This window comes from Micromonospora sp. KLBMP9576 (genome assembly GCF_050941805.1).
Taxonomy (GTDB): domain Bacteria; phylum Actinomycetota; class Actinomycetes; order Mycobacteriales; family Micromonosporaceae; genus Micromonospora.
Window position 1 is genome coordinate 2,824,369 of sequence record NZ_CP194567.1, and the last position, 19,635, is coordinate 2,844,003.

Here is a 19,635-nt window from a genome sequence, read left to right on the forward strand (position 1 = left end):
CCTTGGAACGCAACGGCCCCTCCAGGGGCCGATCGGCACCAGGATCCAGGCGCCGACGACGACGAGACGCGTCAGCCGGGGGCGGTGGCGGCGTCCGTCGCGGGGCGGGCGCCGGCGACGAAGGCGTCCAGGGTCGCGGCGTGCAGCACGCCGCCGGGCACCGGGTCCCGGGCGACCCGGGCGGACAACCGGGCCACCGGCAGCCGCCCGGCTCGCGGCGCGGCGGCGAACACCACGTTGCCGTACCGCCGCCCGCGCAGCATCCGCCGGTCGGCCAGCAGGCACACGTCGGCGAAGACGGCCCGCAGGGTGGCCGCCTGGACGCGGGCGAAGACGAGCGGCGGCAGGTCGGTCACATTGAGCAGGTAGATGCCGTCGGGGCGCAGCGTCCGGGCCACCTCGGCGGCGAACTCCAGGCTGCGCACGTGGGCCGGCATCCGGGCCGCCCGGTAGATGTCGGCGAGCACCAGGTCGTAGCCCGCCGTGGGCGCCCGGGTCAGCGCGTCGCGGGCGTCGGCGACCCGCACGTCGACGGCGGCGGGCGGCGCCGGCAGTTCCCGCGCCACCAGGTCGACCACCGCCGGGTCGCGTTCCACGACCAGTTGCGCCGAGCCGGGCCGGGTCGCGGCCACGTAGCGGGGCAGGGTCAGCGCGCCGCCGCCGAGGTGCAGCACGTCCAGCGGGCGGCCGGGCGGCGCCGCGAGGTCCGCCACGGCGGCCATCCGCCGCACGTACTCGAAGTGCAGGTGGCGGGGGTCGCGGACGTCCACGTAGGACTGCTCGACGCCCGCGGCGAGCAGCGTACGCCCGGTGGGCCGCGCCGGGTCGACGACCAGCTCCAGCGGGGGCACCTCGGAGTCCATCCCGGCAGGCTAACCGTGCCGGGCCGGCGGGCCGGTGCCGGCCCGCCGGCCCGGCCGGGGTCAGCCGGCGGCCATCCCGGCGCCGGCCTCGTCGATCGCGGCGTCGACGGCGTGCGCGAGGTCCACGTCCAGCGCCGTCACCGCACCGGCCTGCCGGGACCGTACGGTCAGCACGGCGGTGGTCGGCTCCGCGCGACCGATGCGCGGGCCGCGACCGGTCTCCTGGCGCAGCCGGTCGATCCGGTCCAGTACCCGGTCCAGGTTGTCCGCCGGCAGTTGCACGGTGCGCGACAACGCGTTGCCGTCGCCGGACCAGTACGGCAGCCCGCTGAGCGCCTCCCGCAGGTCCGCGTCGCTGAGCGGGGGCGTCGCGCTGACGGCGCCTACCACTCCGCCGCCGACCTGCGGCGGCTCCAGCAGGTCGCGCAGGCCGTCGGGCACGTGCAGCGACTCGACCAGGTCGCCGTCGTGGTCGGCCAGCGCCGCGACTGTCGCCTCCGCCTGGTAGCGGGCCTGTTCCGGGGTGCGGCCGCTGATCCGGCCCACCTCGGCCAGGAAGCCGGGCAGGTCCCGGTGCCGCTCGATGCCGTCCACCGGGACGACGTCGTGCAGCTTCGCCGGCACCGCCGTCAGCAGCCGCCGGCGCTCCGCCTCGTCCAGGGCCCACGCGAGGACCAGCACGGTCGACTCGACCCCGACCTTGGCGGTGCGGAAGTCGGCCCCGGTGCGGCGTACCACGTCGTCGACCAGCGCGTGGTAGCCGATCGGGGTGCCGTCCGCCGGTCCCGGCCCCGGTTCGGGCAGGGGGCGGGGGGATCGCGCGACGCCCGCCGGTGGTGGCGCCGGCCCGCCGCGGGTGCTGTCCGGCTTGTGGCGGCTGCCGGCGGGCGGCGGCCCGGCCCGCTTGCCCTGTTCCAGGTGGGTCTGCTGCTTGGAGGCGCTCAGGCTGGCCCCCGTCTCGCTGGCCTGCATGCCGCGTTCGCGGGCCTGGCGGGCCAGCGTGCGGCGGCGCTGGTTGTCGCCCTCCATCTGCTTGCGCATGGTGACACCTCGCTTCCGCTGTTGCCTGGGTTCGCCGGTCGCCTTCCCGCCGCCGACGGCACCGAAACGGACGCCGGCGGCGGCGAAACGGACGCCGGCGGCCGGGCCGGCGGGCGCCGGGGGAGCTTCATCCGGCGGGGGTGAGGGGCGCTCACCCGGCCGGCGCCGACGATCGTCATGGACCGGAGGACTTCCGAGAACGCGGAAGGGCAGGTCGTGATGAAGAGGATCGTCGAGATCGTTCCCGCCCGACCCGGCTGGTACGCGCGCTGGCGCCTCTCACCGGAGGACACCCGGTGCTATTCGGTGAGCCTGTGGGCGCTGCTGGAGGAGGCTGACGGCTCGGGTCGCGAGGTGGTCGGCGTGGACTGCATCGGGCAGTGGCCCGGAGCGGACGACAACGAGGCGGGTGGGGTGTTCGTCCGCTATCTCTTCCACACTCCGGATTCCGGGCGGCCGGAGGACGCCGAGGCGCCGGTGACGCCACAGCGGACGAGCGGACCCCGACTGCAACCGCTCACCGCGCCCTGATCATTGCTGTGGCCCCCGGCCCCGGCCCCGGGCCGGGGGCCGGACCCGTCGACGGCCGCGCCGGTTCCCGGGGATGAGCGGGGGCGGGTTCCGCACCGCGCCGGTCGGCTGGGCGCGGGGGTCGGGCTCAGCCCACCTGGCGGATGTCGGCGCCCGGGGCGGCCTGGCCGCCGTCGGCGGCCCGTCGCACCGCGAGCAACTCGGTCAGCCCGGTGCGGTCGAGCAGCTGCTGGAGCTGGGGGCCGACCCCGTACAGCCGGATCGTGACCGCGCCGCCACGGTGGGCGGTCAGGAACGCGCTGAGCCCGGACGAGTCGCACAGGTGCAGGCCGCCCACGTCGAACAGGAGCTCCTGGTAGCCGTCGCGGCGCAGGTCGGCGGCGGCGGCGACGAGCTCCGGGGCGGTGTCGAAATCCAGCTCACCGGAGAGCCGGAGCCGGGCGCGCCCGGCGTCGAGCCGGGTCACCTCGATGGTCAAGAGCTGGGCGGCCATGCCCCCATTGTCCCCGGCCGCGGGCCCAGGAGCAAAGCCGGGGCGGGCGACACGCGTCAGGCCAAGCCGGTGGCGGGCTCGCGGCCGTCCGCCGCCGTGCGCCCCTCGCCCAGCGGTCGGTTGAGCAGCCCCGTCACGCCGGTCATGTCGAGGATGGTCTCCAGGAACCGGGGCGTGGCGCGCAACCGGAGGGTCGTGCCGCAGCGCTGCCCCTCGCGCCACGCGTGCACGATGACCCCGAGGCCGGTGCTGTCGATGAAGAGCAGGTCGCTGAAGTCGAGGACGAGCGCCGGCGGAGCGTCCGCGAGCAACCGGTCGACCTCGGCGCGCACCGGAGCCGCGGTGGGGTAGGCGAAGTCGCCTCCGACGCGGACGAGCGGGGCGCCCGCGTCCGACCGGTCGACCGTGACGCTCACCGGGGTCACCTGGGGTTCGCTGCGATACGACAGCACAGATCACGCCTTTCCGCAGGCCACCGAGGGCGGGGATGACAGGAGCGTAGCAATCACCGGCGGGTCCCGCCCGGCGGCGACCGGCGGGCTCCCGACGTGCGTCGAGTGGCGGTCGTGGCATGCGCGCGTAGGGTGGGTGGCAGAGATTTGACCACATGCGCCGCCTCGCGGGTGGTATCGGGTGTCGACAAGGAGTGGGGCCCAACCGGTGACTACTGCCGACGTCCGGGACTCAGATCCCGGCGACGGACGGATTCCCACGCCGAGTGCCGAACGGGCCTCGGTGTGGTCCACCGCTGCCCCGACCCGCCCGTCGACCGCGTTCGCGGTCGACCGGCCGCCCGCGGCGCCCGACTGGTCCGAGGTCGTCGGACACTTCCGCGAGGGCCTCGTCGTCTGCGACGCGCGCGGCGTCGTGCGGCACGTCAGCCCCGTGGCGGAGCGGCTGCTGCCCGAGGTCCGCCGGGGCGAGCCGGCGGCCGGCGTCACCGCGCTGAGCGTGGACGGCGAGTTCACCCACCACGGCCGCCGGCTGCGTACGCGCCGGGTGTCGTTGCCGGCGGCCCGCTGCTGCTGGTACGTAGAGGACGTCACCGAGACCGTCGAGCGCGCCGAGGCCCTGCTCGCCGAGCGGGCCCGCTCGGCGTTCCTGGCGGTCGTCGGGGAGAAACTCGGCAACCCGCTGCACCCGGACCGGGCCGCCGCGGCGGTGGTCCGGCTCGCCGTGCCGACGCTGGGCGACGTGGCGGTGCTGGTGTTGGCACCCCGTTCGGGGCGGGCCCGTTGGTGGCGGGCCGCCCACGCCGACGACGACGCCCCGGTTGTCGACAGCGGTGCCCTGCCCGCCGCCGACCTGCCCGCGGCGATCACCGAGGGGCTGGACGGCGCGGAGCCGCACACCCTCGACTGGCTGGTGGAGCAGGCCGTGGAGGCCGGCTGGCTGCCGGGCCTGACCGTGGCGGACGTCTGCGCGCGGGTGGTGCCGCTGCCCGGTCGGGACGCCCCGGCCGGCGTGCTGCTGGTCGCGCGGGGCGTCGACCGCTGGTATGACGAGGCCGACGTGGACCTGGTCCGGGCCTTCGCGGGCCGGGCCGGGGCGGCGCTGACCACGGCGCTGCTCTACCGCGACCAGGCCGAGGTCGCCGACACGTTGCAGGCGAGCCTGGAGCCGGTGCCGCCGACCGGGGCGGCCGGGGTCCAGTGGGGCACGGCGTACCGGCCCGCGCAGGCCGGGTTGCGCATCGGCGGCGACTTCTACGGTTCGCACCGGCTGCCCGACGGCGGCTCGGTGTTCTTCCTCGGTGACGTCTCCGGCAAGGGTGTCGAGGCGGCGGTCTTCACCGGTCAGCTCCGGCAGTGCCTGCAGGCGCTGCACCGGGTGGAGTCGCATCCGGGGCGCCTGCTGAGGCTGCTCAACGACGCCCTGCTGGAGACCAGTCAGGCGCAGGGCCAGGGGCGGTTCGCCACGATGGTGCTGGGGGTGGTCCGACCGCACCGCGAGGGCGGGCTGACCCTGACCCTGGCCGGCGGGGGGCATCTGCCGCCGCTGGTGCTGCGCGACTCCGGCGAGGTCGAGCAGGTGCCCCTGTCGGGCATGCTGGTCGGCGTGGTGCCGGACCCCCGGATCGGGGAGGTCAGCGTCCGGTTGGCGCCGGGCGAGACCTGCCTGCTCTACAGCGACGGGGTGACCGAGGCGCGCGGCGGGCGCCGTGGCAACGAGCAGTTCGGCAGCCAGCGGCTCGTCCATGCGCTCACCGGCTGCCAGCGGATGCCCGCGCCGGCCCTGGCCGAGCGCGTCGAGCAGGTGACCTGCGACTGGCTGGCCCACGGCGACCACGACGACATCGCCGTGCTGGCGCTGCGCGCGACCGGTTCGGGCGGGCGCACGCCCCGGCACCTGCACGCGGTGCCCGACCCGCTCGGGACCGCCGGACCGAGGGAGACCCGAGCGTGACCGTAGCCCCGACGACCACGGCCACGCCGGCCGCCGCCTGGGACAGCTACCTGGCCTGTCTCGAGGAGGCTGACGAGTACGCCGCCACCGAGGTGGCCACCGGACTGCTGGCGGCCGGCGTGCCCGCCGAGCGTGTCCTGCTCGACCTCGTCGCCCCGGCGCAGGCCGAGGTGGGGGAGCGGTGGGCGCGCAACGAGTGGAGCGTCGCGCAGGAGCACGCCGCGACGCACATCAGCGAGCGGGTGGTGGCGGCCGTCGCCTCGTACGTGAATCCCCGCCCGACGCGGGGCCGGATCGTGGTGGCCTGCATGGACGGTGAGTGGCACGCCCTGCCGCCCCGGTTGGTCGCCGAGGTGCTGCGGCTGCGGGGCTGGCAGGTCACCTTCCTTGGCGCGAGCGTTCCCGCCGCGCATCTCGTGTCGTACCTGCACCGGCACGACGCGCACGCGGTCGCGCTCGCCTGCGCGTTGCCGGTGCGGCTGCCGCACGCGCACCGGATGATCGAGGCGTGCCGCCGCGTGGACGTGCCGGTGGTGGTGGGCGGTCGGGGGTTCGGGGCGGACGGGCGCTGGGCCCGGCTGCTCGGTGCGGCCTGGGCGCCCGACGCCCCGAGCGCCGCCGCCCTGGTGGCCGACGAGCGGGCGCTGCGCCGCGTGCCGCCGGCCGAGCTGTCGCACCTGGCCGACGACGAGTACGCCAGCCTGCTCAAGCGGCGGGGCGAGCTGATCGACGGGGCGCTGGCCGAGCTGCGGGAACGCGCCCCGGGCACCCGCGACTACACGCCCAGCCAGTTGGATTCCACGATCAGCGACCTGGGCTACATCGTGGACTTCCTGGCCGCCGCGCTCTATGTCGACGACATGTCGCTGTTCACCGAGTTCGTCGGCTGGCTGGTCGAGATCCTCACCAGCCGCGGGGTGCCGGCGCCCGCGGTGGCGGTGACTCTGGGACACTACGGCCGGGTCCTGCGTGACTTCCCGCGGGCTGCGCGTTTCCTCGACGAGGCCCACTCGTCGGTGGCCGCGACGGGCGGAGCCGGTTCGCGCTGAGCGCCGGTGTGGCCCCGGCGGCACCCCTGCTTATACTTTCCATACTGCAAGCATCCGCCTGCGGTGGAGCGAAGGGACCAGGGGTGACGTTCACCGTCACGTACGCCGATCGCGACGGCGGGGGGAGGTGCCTGCGGCTGGCCGGCGAGCTGGATCTGGGCACCGCGCCCGAGCTCAACGCCGTCATCGACCGGCTGATCGACGGCGGCGAGCGCCGGTTGCTGATCGACCTGACCGAGCTCACCTTCTGTGACTCCACCGGCATCGCCGTCTTCGTCCGGGGCGACAACCGGGTCGCCGCCGACGGCGGGTGGCTGCGGGTGACCGGGGCCAGCGGCCGGGTCGAGCGGGTGCTCCAGGTGACCGGGCTGGCCGAGGTGCTGGGATTCGAGTCCGCACGGGCCGACCCCACGGCGCGGTCGGCCGGATGATGGGCTAGATTTCCCCGCCGGCACAGAGCGTCCCAGGTTCTCCGTTCCACCGACAACGAAGCAGGTAGTGATGGGTGCAGACAGCGCTGGTCCGGTTCGCATCCTCGTGGTGGACGACGACCCGGGTGACGTTCTCATGATCGAGGAGGCGCTCGCGGACTCCGACGTCGACAAGGTCATCGACGTCGTCAGCGACGGCGAGGAGGCGATGGAGTTCCTGCGCCGCGAGGGCCGGCACGCCGACGCCCGGCGGCCGGACGTCATCCTGCTCGACCTCAACATGCCGCGGATGGACGGGCGGCAGGTGCTGGGCGAGGTGAAGAGCGACGAGGACCTGCGTACGATCCCGATCGTCGTGCTGACCACCTCCAACGCCGACACCGACATCGTGGGCAGTTACACCCTGCAGGCCAACGCGTACGTGACCAAGCCGATCGACCTGGACGACTTCAACGACGTGGTGCACCGCATCGACGAGTTCTTCGGCCGGGTGGTGGTGCTTCCGAAGCGCTCCTGAGGGATCGGGAGCGTCACCCCCCGCCCGGTACGCCCCGCTCGCCCCGCCGGGTTTGCCTGCCGGGGCTTCCGCATGCTGAGCATTTTTCCCGAACGCCCTCCGCTGCCGTGCCCGGCGCGCAGGATCCAGGGTGGGGAAGGAAGCATCGGCTGCCTGGGGGCGACAGTATGAGGTTCTCCGTCGTTGGGACCGGTTACGACCAGCGGCAGGTCGATTCCTGCCTGGACGAGATGGGCATCCGGTTGACCCGGCTCGCCGCCCGCGCGGAGGGTGTGGCCCGGGCCGGGCGCGAGTGGGACGAGCTACGCGACGAGGCGACGGCGCTGCGCGGCCTGATCGAGCGGCTGGACCTCGGCGACCCGGGCCGGGGGTCCCGCCGGGCGGACGAGGCCGAGCGGGCGGCGGTCGACCTCCTGGAGCGGGCGCGGGCCGAACTCGACGCGGCCCGGGAGGAGGCCCGGCGGGTACGCGAGCGTGTCTATGCCGAGGCGGTGCAGGCCCGCCGGGACCTCGAGACGGCGCTGCACGCCCGGCGCGGGCGTGCGGACCGGGTGGAGCAGCTCCTCGGCGGGCTCACCGTCGAGCCGGTCCCGCCGGAGGCGCCGACCGCCGCCGCGGGGGTGCCGGCGACCCGGATCGCCGGCCGTGGCGGCGCGGACGCGTCCCGCGAGCCGCCGGCCGGCCGCACGGGGAGCCGCTGACCCGAGCCGTACCGGCACGTCGGCGCGGCCCCTGCCGTCCCGTCAGGTCAGCGCGGCGACGACTGTCGTGGCCGCCCTCTCGTGCGGGGCGTACGCGTCGGGGTAGGCGGAGACCTGCACGGCCTGGGCGGCGTCGGCCACGCTGAGCCGCTGCCAGCCCGGAACGTCCCGCAGCGCCTCGTAGAAGGCGCGTGCGGCGTACGCCGGGCGCATCAGCTCGCCGACGGTGCCCCAGCCGCTGCTCGGGCGCTGCTGGAACAGCCCCAGCGAGTCGTGGTCGGAGCCGCTGCCCTGGTGCGGGTACCGGTTGGACTCCGGGAGCACGTCGCTGGCGAGGTTGTAGAGGCGGCTCTCCTGCATCGCCGTCGACACGGCCACCACCAGGGCGCGGCGGGGCATCTTCAGCTCGACGCCCACGGCGACGATGATCCTGGCGTTCTCCAGCTGTGCCGGGGTGAGCCCGGCGACCGGGCGCGGCCGGGGTGGCGGGGCCGGCGTGCGCGGGGCCGCGCGGGTGGCCGAGGGGGTCGGTGTCGCGCCGCGCGTGGCCGCCCGGTCCAGGGAGCGCGAGGCGCGCTCCTGGTCGGCGGCCCGCTCGGCCAGCGCCTCGGCCACGGGCCTGCGCGCGGCGTCGGGGTCCTCGCGCGTGCAGACGAACGCGGTCACGCCGAGGCAGCAGGTGACGCCGGCGGCGAGCGCGACCCGGGCGGGGGTCGTGGCGAGCAGGTCCCGCCCGGCACGTCGCCGCCGGCCCACGCCGCGGTGGCGGCCGGTCGGCCGCCCGGCCGAGGGGGCATCGCCCGAAGGGGTGCCCGGTCGTCGTGGGGTGAGCCGCTGGTCGGGGGAGTCGTCAGGGTGCACCTGCCGAGGCTAGAGAGGCGGGCGCGGCTTGCCATCGGGCGCTGGCGGTGGCGCGCGCCACAATGCGCGCCGATCCGGGTGGCTATTACCCCCGTACGATCACTGAAGAGGCAGAAGCGACGGATCCTCCTTTTCGGAGATGTCGCTTATGGCCTTAGCATCCGGGCGTGCCGGCCATCCCCGGCGCGTCCCGCGCGAGCGGCCCGGGGCCTCCCACGAACGGTGGAGCCCACCCCCGACCACCGGTCAGCCGACGACCGGGCCGACCGGCTCTCCGGCGGCCGGTCAGTGCCGGCCGTTCTCCGCCTGGGTCACGGTGAGCCGGTGCCGGCTGCCGTCACTGCTGGAGAAGGGCCACAGCCGGTCCGCGTGCTCGACCAGCTCGGCCAGTTGCTGACGGGTGAGGCCCGCCGAGGAGATGGAGGCGTGCACGTCGGCCCGGTAGCAGCCGTCGTCGTCGCGCCCGAGCTTCGCCTCCGCGCGTACCTGCACGGTGTGCGCCTCGTCGGTGATCTCGCCGGCCGCCTCGACCGCCGCGTGGTGCAGGCAGGACGCGAAGGCGGCGGCGAGCAACTGCTCCGGGGTCAGCCCCGAGCAGTGTGGTGCCAGCGGCGACGCCAGGGGTGTGGAAAGACCCCCGTCGTCGGTGCGTACGTGGCCGCCCTCCGCGGTCGCGGTGGCCGTCTCGTTCAGCCAGGAGCTCGATTCCGGCATCGCGTTCCTCCCTCGCTCACCCGCCCGGCTACCCGACCCCCGGGCGGTGAAACGCGGCCGACCCGGTGGGGCGGCGGCAGCCCCGGCCCGCAGCGTGCCTGCCGGCGTCCACCGGTGCGGGCGGGGTCGGAGCGGATGCTGCCCGCCCGGCCGGTTGGCCGCCGGGGCGGGAAGATCAGCCGGCCCGGGTGGACCAGTCGGGCAGGGCGGCCGCCTCGGTCGGCTCGGCCGCCGCCCGTTCGGTCCACGGCGACGTGGACGCGTCGCGCTGCCGGGGCACGCTGGGCTGGCGCATCGGCACGTACACCCGGGCGTCCACGGCCTCGGCCAGCAGCAGCGCCGCCATCAGGCTGGACGGGCGGTCCGTCGGGTCGTCGGCCAGGCAGGCCGCGCACAGCTCGGCCACCTCCGGCGGCAGCCCGGCGATCTGCGGCAACGGTGCCGGCGGTTGCCGCAGGCGCGCGCCGAGCAACTGCGTCGTCGTGTCCGCCTGGTACGGCAGCCGCCCGGCCAGGCAGTAGTAGAGCAGGACGCCGAGGGCGTACATGTCGACGGCCGGTGTGGCCGGCGCCTGTTCCAGCTGCTCCGGCGCGAGGTAGGCCGGCGTGCCCACGACCATCCCCGCCGGCAACCGGTCCGGGGCGCCGGAGGGGGTGGCGATGCCGAAGTCGAGCACCTTCACCCCGGTCGGCGTGAGGATCACGTTGGCCGGCTTGACGTCGCGGTGCACGATGCCGTGCGCGTGGGCGGCGGCCAGCGCGGCGCTCACCTCGGCGCAGACCCGTACGGCGATGCGCCAGTCCAGCGGGCCGGCCCGCAGGTGCGCGGCAAGCGTCTCGCCCTCGGCCAACTCCATGACGATGTAGGGCACCGGGCCGTCGTGGCCCGTGCCGCAGGCGCCGAAGTCGTGCACGGCGGCCACGTTGGGATGCACCAGCCGGGCGGCGGAGCGCGCCTCCGCGCGGATCCGCTCCACGCAGGTGTCCTGACCGGGGGACATCACCTTGACGGCGACCGGCCGGTCCAGCACCGGGTCGTGGGCCCGCCAGACCTCCGACATGCCCCCGACACCGATGCGCTGTTCGAGCCGGTACCGCCCGTCCAGCGTTCTCATCGACAGCTCCCCACGCCTCGCGGCCCGTCCCCACAGACGAGTTCGACAAACGCTGCGGTACCCCCGCTCCGATCAGGGCAAACCGCTGCCGGATGCCGGCGGGGCGGCGCCCGGCTGCGGTAGCTTGCGAACCGGGGCCGGTGCCTGGCCGGCACGGGGAAGGCGGGCGCGCGGATGAGCGAGGTGACCGTACGTTTCGTCGGCGGCCCGGCCCACGACCTGGTCCGGGAGCTGCCCGCCGGGCCGGACGGCGCCCCGCCGGCGCGTTGGATCCTGCGCCACCCCGACGCGGTGCAAACCCCCGCCGCGGGCGGACCGGACCACCTCTACCAGCGCGAGCCGCCCGTCGGCGGCGGCACCTGGACGATGCGTTTCGTGCACACCTACCCGGTGGGCATGACCGAATGAGTGGGCCGGCCGACGCACAGCGGGGGCACAGGTCGCGCACAAGCCGGGCACAGCGGCACCCCCCACGATGGGGGCCATGGTGACCGACGGTCGGGCCGCGGCGGGTCGCATCGAGCTGTGCCGTCCCGACGGCGAGCCGGTGCGGGTGCTGGTGGTCGACGACGAGCCGACCCTGGCCGACCTGTTGTCGATGGCGTTGCGGTACGAGGGCTGGCAGGTGCGTACGGCGGGGGACGGCACGTCGGCGTTGAGCGCGGCGCGGCAGTTCCAACCGGACGCCGTGGTGCTCGACGTGATGCTGCCCGACCTGGACGGCTTTCAGGTGCTGCGCCGGCTGCGTGAGCAGGCCCCGACGGTGCCGGTGCTCTTCCTGACCGCCCGCGACGCGGTGGAGGAGCGCATCGCGGGGCTGACCGTCGGCGGCGACGACTACGTGACCAAGCCGTTCAGCCTGGAGGAGGTGATCGCCCGGTTGCGGGCGCTGCTGCGCCGCTCGGGGTTCGCCGTCGCCGCCCGCCCCGACGCGGTGCTCACCGTCGGCGACCTCACCCTCGACGAGGACAGCCACGAGGTGCGCCGCGCCGGTCGACCCGTCACCCTCACCGCCACCGAGTTCGAGCTGCTGCGCTACCTGATGCGCAACCCGCGCCGGGTGCTGAGCAAGGCGCAGATCCTCGACCGGGTCTGGAACTACGACTTCGGCGGTCAGGCGAACGTGGTGGAGCTGTACATCTCGTACCTGCGCAAGAAGATCGACGCCGGCCGCGAGCCGATGATCCACACGCTGCGCGGCGCGGGGTATGTCCTTCGTCCGGCGGAGTGAGCGGCCGGGCGGCCGGCTGCGCCGTTGGCTGGCCGGCCGGTCGCTGCGTACCCGCCTGGTGGTCATCCTGGTCGGCCTGCTGGCCCTGGTCAGCGTCGCCATCGGCGGGATCACCACGGTCGCGCTGCGGCACTTCCTGGTCGACCGGGTCGACGCGCAGTTGGCACCGATGGGCGCCGCCCCGGGACGGGGACTGCCCGCGCCCGCCGAGACGCCCGGCCCGGGCATCCCGCCGGGCGCGTGGATTCCCCGGGGACTTCCGCCGGGCACCGTCGCCGCCCAGGTCGTCGACGGGCGGGTGGTGCGGGGCTGGATCCTCGTCGACCGCGAGGAGCGCGCCGTCTCCGCCGCGGACCTGGCCGGCCTCGTGGACATGCCGGCGGACGGCCGACCCCGCACCCGCAGGCTGGGGGAGCACGGCGACTACCGGGTGGTGGCCCGGCAGTACCAGGACGGGCACGTGCGGGTGCTCGGCCTGCCGCTGTCGGGTGTGTCGGAGACCGTCTGGTGGCTGGTCGCCGCGCAGGCCGGCGTGGCGACCGTGGGGCTGCTGGTCGCCGGCGGGGCCGGTGCCCTGATCGTGCGGGCGACCCTGCGGCCACTGCGCCGGGTGGCCGCCACCGCCGGCCGGGTCAGCGAGCTGCCCCTGGACCGGGGCGAGGTGGCGTTGTCGGTGCGCGTCCCGGCCGCCGACACCGACCCGCGTACCGAGGTCGGGCAGGTCGGCGCGGCGCTGAACCGGATGCTGGGGCACGTGGCCGCCGCGCTCGCCGCCCGCCAGGCCAGCGAGACGCGGGTACGCCAGTTCGTGGCCGACGCCAGCCACGAGCTGCGTACCCCGCTGGCGGCCATCCGGGGGTACGCCGAACTCGCCCGCCGGGGCCGGGACCGGGTGCCGCCCGACGTGGCCCACGCGCTGCGCCGGGTCGAGTCGGAGAGCGCCCGGATGACGAGCCTCGTCGACGACCTGCTGCTGCTGGCCCGGCTCGACTCGGGCCGCCCCCTCGCGGTCGAGCCGGTGGACCTGTCCGCCCTCGTGGTGGACGCCGTCGGTGACGCGCACGTCGCGGGGCCGGAGCACCGCTGGCGCCTCGACCTGCCGGACGTCGTCGTGCGGGTCCCCGGCGACCCGGCCCGGCTGCACCAGGTGCTGGTGAACCTGCTGGCCAACGCCCGGGTGCACACCCCGCCCGGCACCACGGTCACCAGCACCCTGCGGGTGGCCGGTGACGTCGCCGTGCTCGACGTCGCCGACGACGGCCCCGGCGTGCCGCCGCAGCTGCGTGCCGAGGTGTTCGAGCGTTTCTCCCGGGGCGACAGCTCCCGCTCCCGGGCGCACGGCAGCACCGGCCTGGGCCTGGCGATCGTGGCCGCGGTGGTGGAGGCGCACCACGGCACGGTCGGGCTGGACAGCCGGCCGGGCCGGACCGTGTTCACCGTCCGGCTGCCGGGGGCCAGCACCGACCCGTGACCGCGCGGGCCCCGCGCCTCAGTCGGCCAGCAGGTCGGCGAGGACCTGCGCGATCCGTTCCGCGTGGCGCCCGTCCGGGTCCTCGTCGGCGTTGAAGTCGGTGACGCTCATCCCCAGCAGCCGGCCCGAGCCCACCAGCGGCCGGGCGAGCGCGGTCAGGTCGGCCCAGTCCAGGCCGCCCGGTTCCGGGTAGCTGACCGCGGGCAGCACGAGCGGGTCGAGCACGTCGAGGTCGAGGTGCAGCCAGGCCGGTGTCGTGCCCACGGCGAGCTGCCGGCCCTCCGTCGTCGCGTCGGCGCCGCGCAGCCGGGTGGCCGGCACGAGGCGTACGGCCGGGTCGATCCGGGCGGCCTCGCGCCCGTCGGACCTGGCCGGGTCGAGGGGCCGGTGGCCGAGCACGTGCACCTGGTCGGGGTCGACGAGCGGACCCTCCCGGTCGAGGACCCCCGCCGGGCCGTGGTCGGTGACGATCGACAGGTCCATGTCGGCCGCCTCGCCGGTGGGGGAGCTGCGGCCGTCCTCGAAGTCGAGGTGGGCGTCGAGGAACCACAGGTCGAAGCCGGCGGGCAGCCCCTGCAGGATGCCCGGCAGGATCGCGCAGTCGCCGCCGAGGACCAGCGGGTGCCGCCCCGCGCCGACCAGCGCCGTGATCCGGGCGGCGATGGCCCGACCGGCGTTGCGTACCCGGTCGACGCCGACGACGCCGGTCTCCGGATCCCGGGTCGGGTCGGTGATCAGGGCGTCGACCGTGCCGGCGTCCGCCGCGCCGACGCGGCCCAGCAGCCCGGCGGCGCGCAGCGCGGCCGGCGCCCGGTGCTCGCCCCGGCCGCGTCCGGAGGAGTCGAGGGGAGCGTCCAGCACCGACCATCGCACCTCCGGAGGCTAGCCCGGTCGTGGCAGGCTGGGCGGCATGTACGAGGAACACCCGGCCGGGTTCGCCGGTGCGGTGCTCTGGCGCAGCGCCACGACGGCGGGCGCCGCGCCGAGCAGGGTGCTTCCCGACGGCTGTGTCGACCTGCTCTGGTCGAGCCGCCGGGGGCTGGTGGTGGCCGGGCCGGACCGCACCGCCCACCTGAGCGGGGGCGGGCCGGCGGAGCGCTGGGTGGGGCTGCGGCTGCCGCCGGGCGCCGGTCCGGCGGTGCTCGGCGTGCCGGCCGTCGAGCTGCGCGACCGGCGGGTCCCCCTGGCCGACCTGTGGGGCGACCCGGTGGTCGCCGAGCTGGCCGAGCGGGCGCAGACCGCCCCGGCCGAGGTGCTGGCGGAGGTCGCCGCGCGGCGGCTGCGGGCGGCCGGGGGGCCCGATCCGCTCGGCGCGCGGGTGGCCGCCGCGCTGGCCGCCGGCACCACCGTGACCGCGACCGCCGCCGGGCTGGGCCTCGACCCGCGCGCCCTGCACCGGCGGTGCCGGCACCTGTTCGGGTACGGCCCGAAGACCCTGGCCCGGATCCTGCGGATGCGGCGCGCCCTGGCGCTGGCCCGCGCCGGCACCCCGCTGGCCGAGGTGGCGGCCCGCTGCGGCTACGCCGACCAGGCCCACCTGACCCGGGACGTACGCGACCTGGCGGGGGTGCCGCCCACCGCCCTGCTGCCCCGCTGAGCAGGTTGTTCCTGAACCCTCGGCAATCTTGTCGCCCGGGCGGCCGCTGACGCTCAGCGCGCCTGACCAGACCACGGTCCCTTCCTGACGCCGTGCGTCAGGAAGGGACCCTTCCTGCAGCTAGCGGGGGAGCGTGGCGAACAGGTCCACGCCGTTGCCGTCCGGGTCGCGCACCACCGCGTACCGCTGGCCCCAGTCGGCGTCCCACGGGGGCAGGTGGCCCTCGTGGCCCTCGGCCACCAGCTCCGCGTAGACCCGGTCCACCTCGGCCGGGTCGGCGCAGCGGAAGGCGAGGCTGGCCCCGCCGCCGCCCCCGGGCTGCCAGTCCGGGTCGAACGCGCGGATGGTCTCGGCGGTGTCCCAGGCCAACCGCAGGCCCCCGGGCAGGGTGACCTCCACGTGCGGCGCGGTGTCGGCGTCGGCCGGGATGTCGAGGCCGAGGCGGCGGTAGAAGGCGAGGGAGCGGGGCAGGTCGCTGCTGACCATCCCGATGAGGTCGAGTGTCGGTGCCATGGGCTCCACCGTAGGGATGTGCCCCGGTCGTGTCTTGAACGAAACGGACAACCGGCGGAGTGCCGGGTGTGGCCCGCACGACCGGGACGATCGGCGTAGCGTGGCAGACAACTCCGGCTTTACGGGCAAATCACCCATAGGGTCCTGCCCGGGGTGCGCCGGTGTCGAGACGCGATGGAAGGAGCGGTCGGTGGATTACCTGGCCTACCTGGACGCGGGGTCCGGCAGCCTGATCGTGCAGGCGGTGGTCGGCGGCGTGGCCGGCGCCGCCGTGGCGGCCAAGCTCTACTGGCGGCGGCTGGTCGACCGGTTCCGCCGCCAGCCCACCGACCAGGGCTGACCCGGTCGATGGGAAGCTCCCGCACCGGCCTGCGCACCGAGCCGGGCTCCTTCCGCGACCCCACCAACCGGGTCTTCCACCTCGACGGCGACGTGCTGCGCGGGCTCGACGAGCAGGCCGCCGGGGAGTGGCGCGCGCTGGCCGCCAGCGAGTTCTTCCCGCCGCTGCTCGCCGCCGGCAAGGTGTGCGGCACCGAGGCGGTCGCGCCGCCGGCCGTGGCGTCGGGCGACCGGTGGGACACCGTGCTCCGCCACGAGCGCATCCCGTTCGTCTCCCACCCGTACGAGTGGTCCTACACCATGCTGCGCGACGCGGCGCTGCTGCACCTGGAGATCCTGCGGGCGGCGCTGCCGGCCGGGTTCACCACCAAGGACGGCTCCGCCTACAACCTGCAGTGGCGCGGCACCGAGCCGGTCTTCATCGACGTCGGCTCGTTCACCCCGGCCCGCGACGGTGAGCCCTGGGCCGGGTACCGGCAGTTCTGCCAGACGCTGCTCTATCCGCTGCTGCTCGGCGCCCACCTCGGCCTCGACTTCCAGCCCTGGCTGCGCGCCCGGGTCGACGGCATCGAACCCGACCAGATGCGCCGGCTGTTCGGCGGCACCCGGCGGCTGCTGCCCGGCGTGCCCACCCACGTGCACCTGCACGACGCCATGCAGCGGCGCAACGCGCGCGCCAGCACCGCCGACGTCCGCTCCCAACTGCGCGCTGCCGGCTATTCCCGGGAGCTGGCGCTGGCCACCGTACGCGGCATCGAGAGGCTCGTGCGGCGGCTGGAGCACCGCCCGGCGGCCAGCCACTGGGTCGACTACCAACGCACCTGCGCGTACACGGCCGACGACCGGTCCGCGAAGGAACGCTTCGTCGTCGAGGCGTTGGCGGACGGGCCCCGGCCCCACCTCGCGCTGGACCTCGGCGCCAACGACGGCCGGTACGCCCGCCTCGCCGCCCGGCACGCCGACTACGTCGTCGCCGTGGAGCAGGACCCGGCCGTGCTGGACGGGCTCTACCGGGACCTGCGGGCGCGGGGGGAGCGGCGGATCCTGCCCCTGGTGATGGACCTCGCCGACCCGTCGCCCGGCGGCGGCTGGCGCGGCGTCGAGCGGGCCTCGTTCGCGGACCGGGCCGCAGCCGACGCGGTGCTCGCCCTGGCCGTGGTGCACCACCTGGCGATCGGGCGCAACGTGCCGCTGCCCGAGGTGCTGGACTGGCTCGTCGGCCTCGCGAGCCCCGGCGCCCGCCTGGTGGTGGAGTTCGTCCACCCCGAGGACCCGATGGCCCGTCGGCTGCTGGCCAACAAGCCCGAGGGGCTCTTCCCCGACTACCGACCGGCCGAGTTCGAGCGGCTGCTCGCCGCGCGCTGCCGGATCATCCGCCGCCTCGACCTGCCCTCGGGCACCCGGACGCTCTACGCGGCGGTCGTGGGTGGCTGAGCCGCCCCCCGACCAGGCCCGCGAACCGTCGGCGCCCGACCGGGCCGCTGCGCCGTCGGCGCCCGACCGGGCCGCTGCGCCGTCGGCGCCCGACCGGGCCGCTGCGCCGTCGGCGCCCGACCGGGCCGCTGCGCCGTCGGCGTCCGCCCCGGCCGCTGCGGCGCCGGCATCCGAGCGGGCGAGTCGGCGGTCGAGGCCGGCGGGCGGCTGGCGCGGCGAGGCCGGCCGGCTGGCCGAGATGGCGGGGCTGGTGGGGCTCGTGGTCACCCAGCCGCTGCTGGACGTCCTCGGCCGCAGCCCCGACTTCTTCCTGTTCCACCGGGCGGACCGCCGCGAGATCCTGCTGCTGGTGGCGCTGATCGCGCTGGCGCCCACCGCCGCCGTGGCGGCGCTCGGCGCGCTGACCCGGTTGGCCGGGCACGCCACCCGCTCGGCCACCCACACCCTGCTCGTCGGGCTGCTGCTCGCCGCGCTGGCCGTGCAGGCCGGCCGGCACGGCACGCCGCTGCGGGGCGTACCGCTGCTGCTGCTCGCCGCGCTGGCCGGCGCCGCCGGGGCCCTCGCGCACCGGCGGTGGCGCGCGCCCGGGCGGGTGCTGCGGGTGGCCTCGGCCGGGCCGCTGCTCTTCGTGGGGCTGTTCGTGTTCGCCTCACCCACCTCGACCGTGGTGCTGCCCGGGGGTGAGGGCGGCGCCGCCGGGGTCGCCGGGCCGGGCAACCACCCGCCGGTGGTCGTGCTGGTCCTCGACGAACTGCCCCTGGTCTCCCTGCTCGGCGCGGACGGGCGGATCGACGCCGCCCGGTTTCCGCACTTCGCCGAACTGGCCGCCGGCTCCACCTGGTACCGCAACGCCACCGGCGTCAGCGGCTGGACGCCCTACGCGCTGCCGGCGATGCTCACCGGCCGGTACCCGCAGCGGGCGGCGGCCCCGCACTACTCGCAGTACCCGGACAACCTCTTCACCGCCCTCGGCGGCCTGTACGACGTCCGCGCCGAGGAGAGCATCACCCGGCTCTGCCCGCCCAGCCGCTGTGAGCGGCCCGTCAGCCCGCAGCAGGGGATGGGCGTGCTCGTCCGGCAGGCCGGCGAGCTGCTGCGCCAGGTGGCGGCCCCGGTGGACAGCCGCGTCGACCCGGAGGACTCCTACCGCGAGCGCACCCGGGCGGAGACGGGCATCGACGCCGCCGAGGCGGTGCCCGCGGACCCCAAGTTCCGCTGGGACAGCCTGGACGACAACCAGCCGGCCCGGTTCACCAGCTTCCTCGCCGGGCTGCGGCCGGCGCCCCGCCCGACGCTGCACTTCCTGCACCTGCTGATGCCGCACTCGCCGTGGGCGTACCTGCCGTCGGGGGCGCGCTACGACGCACCGGAGGACCTGCCGAACGACGGCGCCGGCTGGGCGGAACTGGCCCGCCGGCGGCACCTCGCGCAGCTCGGCTACACCGACCGGCTGATCGGGGAGACCCTGCGTACCCTGCGTTCCGGCGGCCTCTACGACCGGGCCCTGCTGGTGGTCACCGCCGACCACGGGGTCAGCTTCACCCCGGGCGCACAGGGCCGGGGCATGGACGCGATCCGGACCGCCCCCGGCGAGGTCGCCTGGGTGCCGACCTTCGTCAAGGCCCCGGGCCAGCGCGCCGGACGGGTGGACGACCGCAACTGGCAGCACGTCGACCTGCTGCCCACCATCGCCGACGAGGCGGCGATCCGGCTGCCCGGGCCGGTGGACGGCCGCTCGGCGCGGCAGGCCCCGCGCGCCGAGGCGGGCAAGGTCTTCTACGACCGCCCGGGCCAGCCGACCCCCGTGGCCGGCGGCGTGCCGGCCCCCCTCCCGCCGCCGGCACCCCACCCGCTGGTGGGCACCGCCGTCGGCGAGCGCCCGGCCGGCGGCAGCGCCCGCGTCGCCGACCTGGGCGCCTTCGGGGCGGTCGACCCGGACACCGGGCGGCTGCCGGCCGCCATCTGGGGCGACGTGCCCGACGACGTGCCCGACGGCACGCCGCTGGCGATCGCCGTCAACGGCCGCGTCGGCGCGGTCGTCCCGGTGGTGCCCCGCGACGACGGCGGGCGCCGGTTCGCCGCCCTGCTCGACGACGACCGGCTCTTCCGCGCCGGCACCAACCGCCTCGACGTCTACCGGGTGACCCCCGGCGGCACCCTCCTGCACCTCACCCTCTCCTGACCCAGCCCGGCGCGGCGCGTGGTGTCGCCGCCGGGCAGGTTCGCGTCCCGTGGGAGCGCGTGACAGGACGCGGACCGCCTGCTGGCGGCGTGGATGGCGGGCCGGCGGCGGCGCCACGGCTGTGGCGTTCTCGTGTCCTGTCGGCAG

General features: G+C 76.1%; 21 protein-coding genes and 1 pseudogene. 13 read left to right on the forward strand and 9 right to left on the reverse strand.

Features of this window, described 5'->3' with window-relative positions:
• Positions 1–71: 71 nt before the first annotated feature.
• Positions 72–863 (reverse strand): spermidine synthase, encoded by a 792-nt coding sequence (locus ACQ452_RS12600; protein ID WP_433393347.1) that lies wholly within the window; start codon positions 861–863, stop codon positions 72–74.
• A gap of 60 nt (positions 864–923) precedes the next feature.
• Entirely contained in the window at positions 924–1,904 is a 981-nt protein-coding gene (locus tag ACQ452_RS12605; protein ID WP_433393349.1) for a DUF2267 domain-containing protein, read from the reverse strand.
• A gap of 219 nt (positions 1,905–2,123) precedes the next feature.
• Here ACQ452_RS12605 and ACQ452_RS12610 point away from each other — a divergent pair, with 219 nt between their 5' ends.
• A complete protein-coding gene (locus ACQ452_RS12610) occupies positions 2,124–2,435 on the forward strand; it encodes a hypothetical protein (RefSeq protein WP_433393351.1) in 312 nt (103 codons plus the stop codon).
• 127 nt (positions 2,436–2,562) lie between these two features.
• On the opposite strand, the gene ACQ452_RS12615 is transcribed toward ACQ452_RS12610, so the two are convergent.
• Positions 2,563–2,928 carry an STAS domain-containing protein gene (locus ACQ452_RS12615; protein ID WP_433393353.1) on the reverse strand — a complete coding sequence of 122 codons (366 nt, stop codon included), beginning with the start codon at positions 2,926–2,928 and terminating at the stop codon, positions 2,563–2,565.
• Positions 2,929–2,984: 56 nt separating this feature from the next.
• On the reverse strand, positions 2,985–3,344 hold the full coding sequence (locus tag ACQ452_RS12620; protein WP_433393354.1) for an STAS domain-containing protein: 360 nt from the start codon (positions 3,342–3,344) through the stop codon (positions 2,985–2,987).
• 244 nt (positions 3,345–3,588) lie between these two features.
• Between ACQ452_RS12620 and ACQ452_RS12625 the strand changes: the two genes are divergently transcribed.
• The 5 genes from ACQ452_RS12625 (at position 3,589) to ACQ452_RS12645 (ending at position 8,032) form a co-directional block, all read left to right on the forward strand.
• Positions 3,589–5,334, forward strand: coding sequence for a PP2C family protein-serine/threonine phosphatase (locus ACQ452_RS12625; RefSeq protein ID WP_433393355.1), 1,746 nt, complete (start codon positions 3,589–3,591; stop codon positions 5,332–5,334).
• Entirely contained in the window at positions 5,331–6,383 is a 1,053-nt protein-coding gene (locus tag ACQ452_RS12630) for a cobalamin B12-binding domain-containing protein (RefSeq protein ID WP_433393357.1), read from the forward strand. The genes ACQ452_RS12625 and ACQ452_RS12630 overlap by 4 nt, the downstream gene beginning before the upstream one ends.
• Positions 6,384–6,466: 83 nt before the next feature.
• Positions 6,467–6,814 (forward strand): STAS domain-containing protein, encoded by a 348-nt coding sequence (locus ACQ452_RS12635; protein ID WP_433393359.1) that lies wholly within the window; start codon positions 6,467–6,469, stop codon positions 6,812–6,814.
• A gap of 70 nt (positions 6,815–6,884) precedes the next feature.
• On the forward strand, positions 6,885–7,331 hold the full coding sequence (locus ACQ452_RS12640) for a response regulator (protein WP_433393361.1): 447 nt from the start codon (positions 6,885–6,887) through the stop codon (positions 7,329–7,331).
• A gap of 167 nt (positions 7,332–7,498) precedes the next feature.
• The gene (locus ACQ452_RS12645) at positions 7,499–8,032 is read left to right on the forward strand and encodes an ATPase (RefSeq protein WP_433393363.1); all 534 of its coding nucleotides are present in this window, start codon (positions 7,499–7,501) and stop codon (positions 8,030–8,032) included.
• A gap of 42 nt (positions 8,033–8,074) precedes the next feature.
• Here the strand turns inward: ACQ452_RS12645 and ACQ452_RS12650 are convergent, their stop codons facing one another.
• The 3 genes from ACQ452_RS12650 to ACQ452_RS12660 form a co-directional block, all read right to left on the reverse strand.
• Complete coding sequence (locus ACQ452_RS12650; RefSeq protein ID WP_433393365.1) at positions 8,075–8,893, reverse strand: hypothetical protein; 819 nt, start codon at positions 8,891–8,893, stop codon at positions 8,075–8,077.
• A 285-nt stretch (positions 8,894–9,178) separates the two neighbouring features.
• Positions 9,179–9,607, reverse strand: a complete 429-nt coding sequence (locus ACQ452_RS12655; RefSeq protein ID WP_433393366.1) for an OsmC family protein — start codon at positions 9,605–9,607, stop codon at positions 9,179–9,181.
• 175 nt (positions 9,608–9,782) lie between these two features.
• Positions 9,783–10,721, reverse strand: coding sequence for a serine/threonine-protein kinase (locus ACQ452_RS12660; RefSeq protein ID WP_433393368.1), 939 nt, complete (start codon positions 10,719–10,721; stop codon positions 9,783–9,785).
• A gap of 174 nt (positions 10,722–10,895) precedes the next feature.
• Between ACQ452_RS12660 and ACQ452_RS12665 the strand changes: the two genes are divergently transcribed.
• The 3 genes from ACQ452_RS12665 (at position 10,896) to ACQ452_RS12675 (ending at position 13,423) form a co-directional block, all read left to right on the forward strand.
• Positions 10,896–11,129 (forward strand): hypothetical protein, encoded by a 234-nt coding sequence (locus ACQ452_RS12665; protein ID WP_433393370.1) that lies wholly within the window; start codon positions 10,896–10,898, stop codon positions 11,127–11,129.
• 76 nt (positions 11,130–11,205) lie between these two features.
• Positions 11,206–11,952 carry a response regulator transcription factor gene (locus ACQ452_RS12670; RefSeq protein WP_433393372.1) on the forward strand — a complete coding sequence of 249 codons (747 nt, stop codon included), beginning with the start codon at positions 11,206–11,208 and terminating at the stop codon, positions 11,950–11,952.
• A 28-nt stretch (positions 11,953–11,980) separates the two neighbouring features.
• On the forward strand, positions 11,981–13,423 hold the full coding sequence (locus tag ACQ452_RS12675; RefSeq protein ID WP_433394119.1) for a HAMP domain-containing sensor histidine kinase: 1,443 nt from the start codon (positions 11,981–11,983) through the stop codon (positions 13,421–13,423).
• An 18-nt stretch (positions 13,424–13,441) separates the two neighbouring features.
• Here ACQ452_RS12675 and ACQ452_RS12680 read toward each other — a convergent pair whose 3' ends face one another.
• Positions 13,442–14,296 (reverse strand): arginase family protein, encoded by an 855-nt coding sequence (locus ACQ452_RS12680; protein WP_433393374.1) that lies wholly within the window; start codon positions 14,294–14,296, stop codon positions 13,442–13,444.
• A 37-nt stretch (positions 14,297–14,333) separates the two neighbouring features.
• On the opposite strand from ACQ452_RS12680, the gene ACQ452_RS12685 reads away from it, so the two are divergent.
• Entirely contained in the window at positions 14,334–15,020 is a 687-nt protein-coding gene (locus ACQ452_RS12685; protein ID WP_433393375.1) for a helix-turn-helix domain-containing protein, read from the forward strand.
• A gap of 120 nt (positions 15,021–15,140) precedes the next feature.
• On the opposite strand, the gene ACQ452_RS12690 is transcribed toward ACQ452_RS12685, so the two are convergent.
• Positions 15,141–15,533, reverse strand: coding sequence for a VOC family protein (locus ACQ452_RS12690; RefSeq protein ID WP_433393376.1), 393 nt, complete (start codon positions 15,531–15,533; stop codon positions 15,141–15,143).
• Positions 15,534–15,723: 190 nt separating this feature from the next.
• Here ACQ452_RS12690 and ACQ452_RS12695 point away from each other — a divergent pair, with 190 nt between their 5' ends.
• The 3 genes and pseudogenes from ACQ452_RS12695 to ACQ452_RS12705 form a co-directional block, all read left to right on the forward strand.
• Positions 15,724–15,873, forward strand: coding sequence for a hypothetical protein (locus ACQ452_RS12695; protein ID WP_433393377.1), 150 nt, complete (start codon positions 15,724–15,726; stop codon positions 15,871–15,873).
• Positions 15,874–15,881: 8 nt separating this feature from the next.
• Positions 15,882–17,306, forward strand: a complete 1,425-nt coding sequence (locus ACQ452_RS12700; RefSeq protein WP_433393379.1) for a class I SAM-dependent methyltransferase — start codon at positions 15,882–15,884, stop codon at positions 17,304–17,306.
• Between the two features lie 205 nt (positions 17,307–17,511).
• Positions 17,512–19,488, forward strand: a pseudogene (locus ACQ452_RS12705) (sulfatase-like hydrolase/transferase); the annotation flags it as partial.
• Between the last annotated feature and the right edge of the window lie 147 nt (positions 19,489–19,635).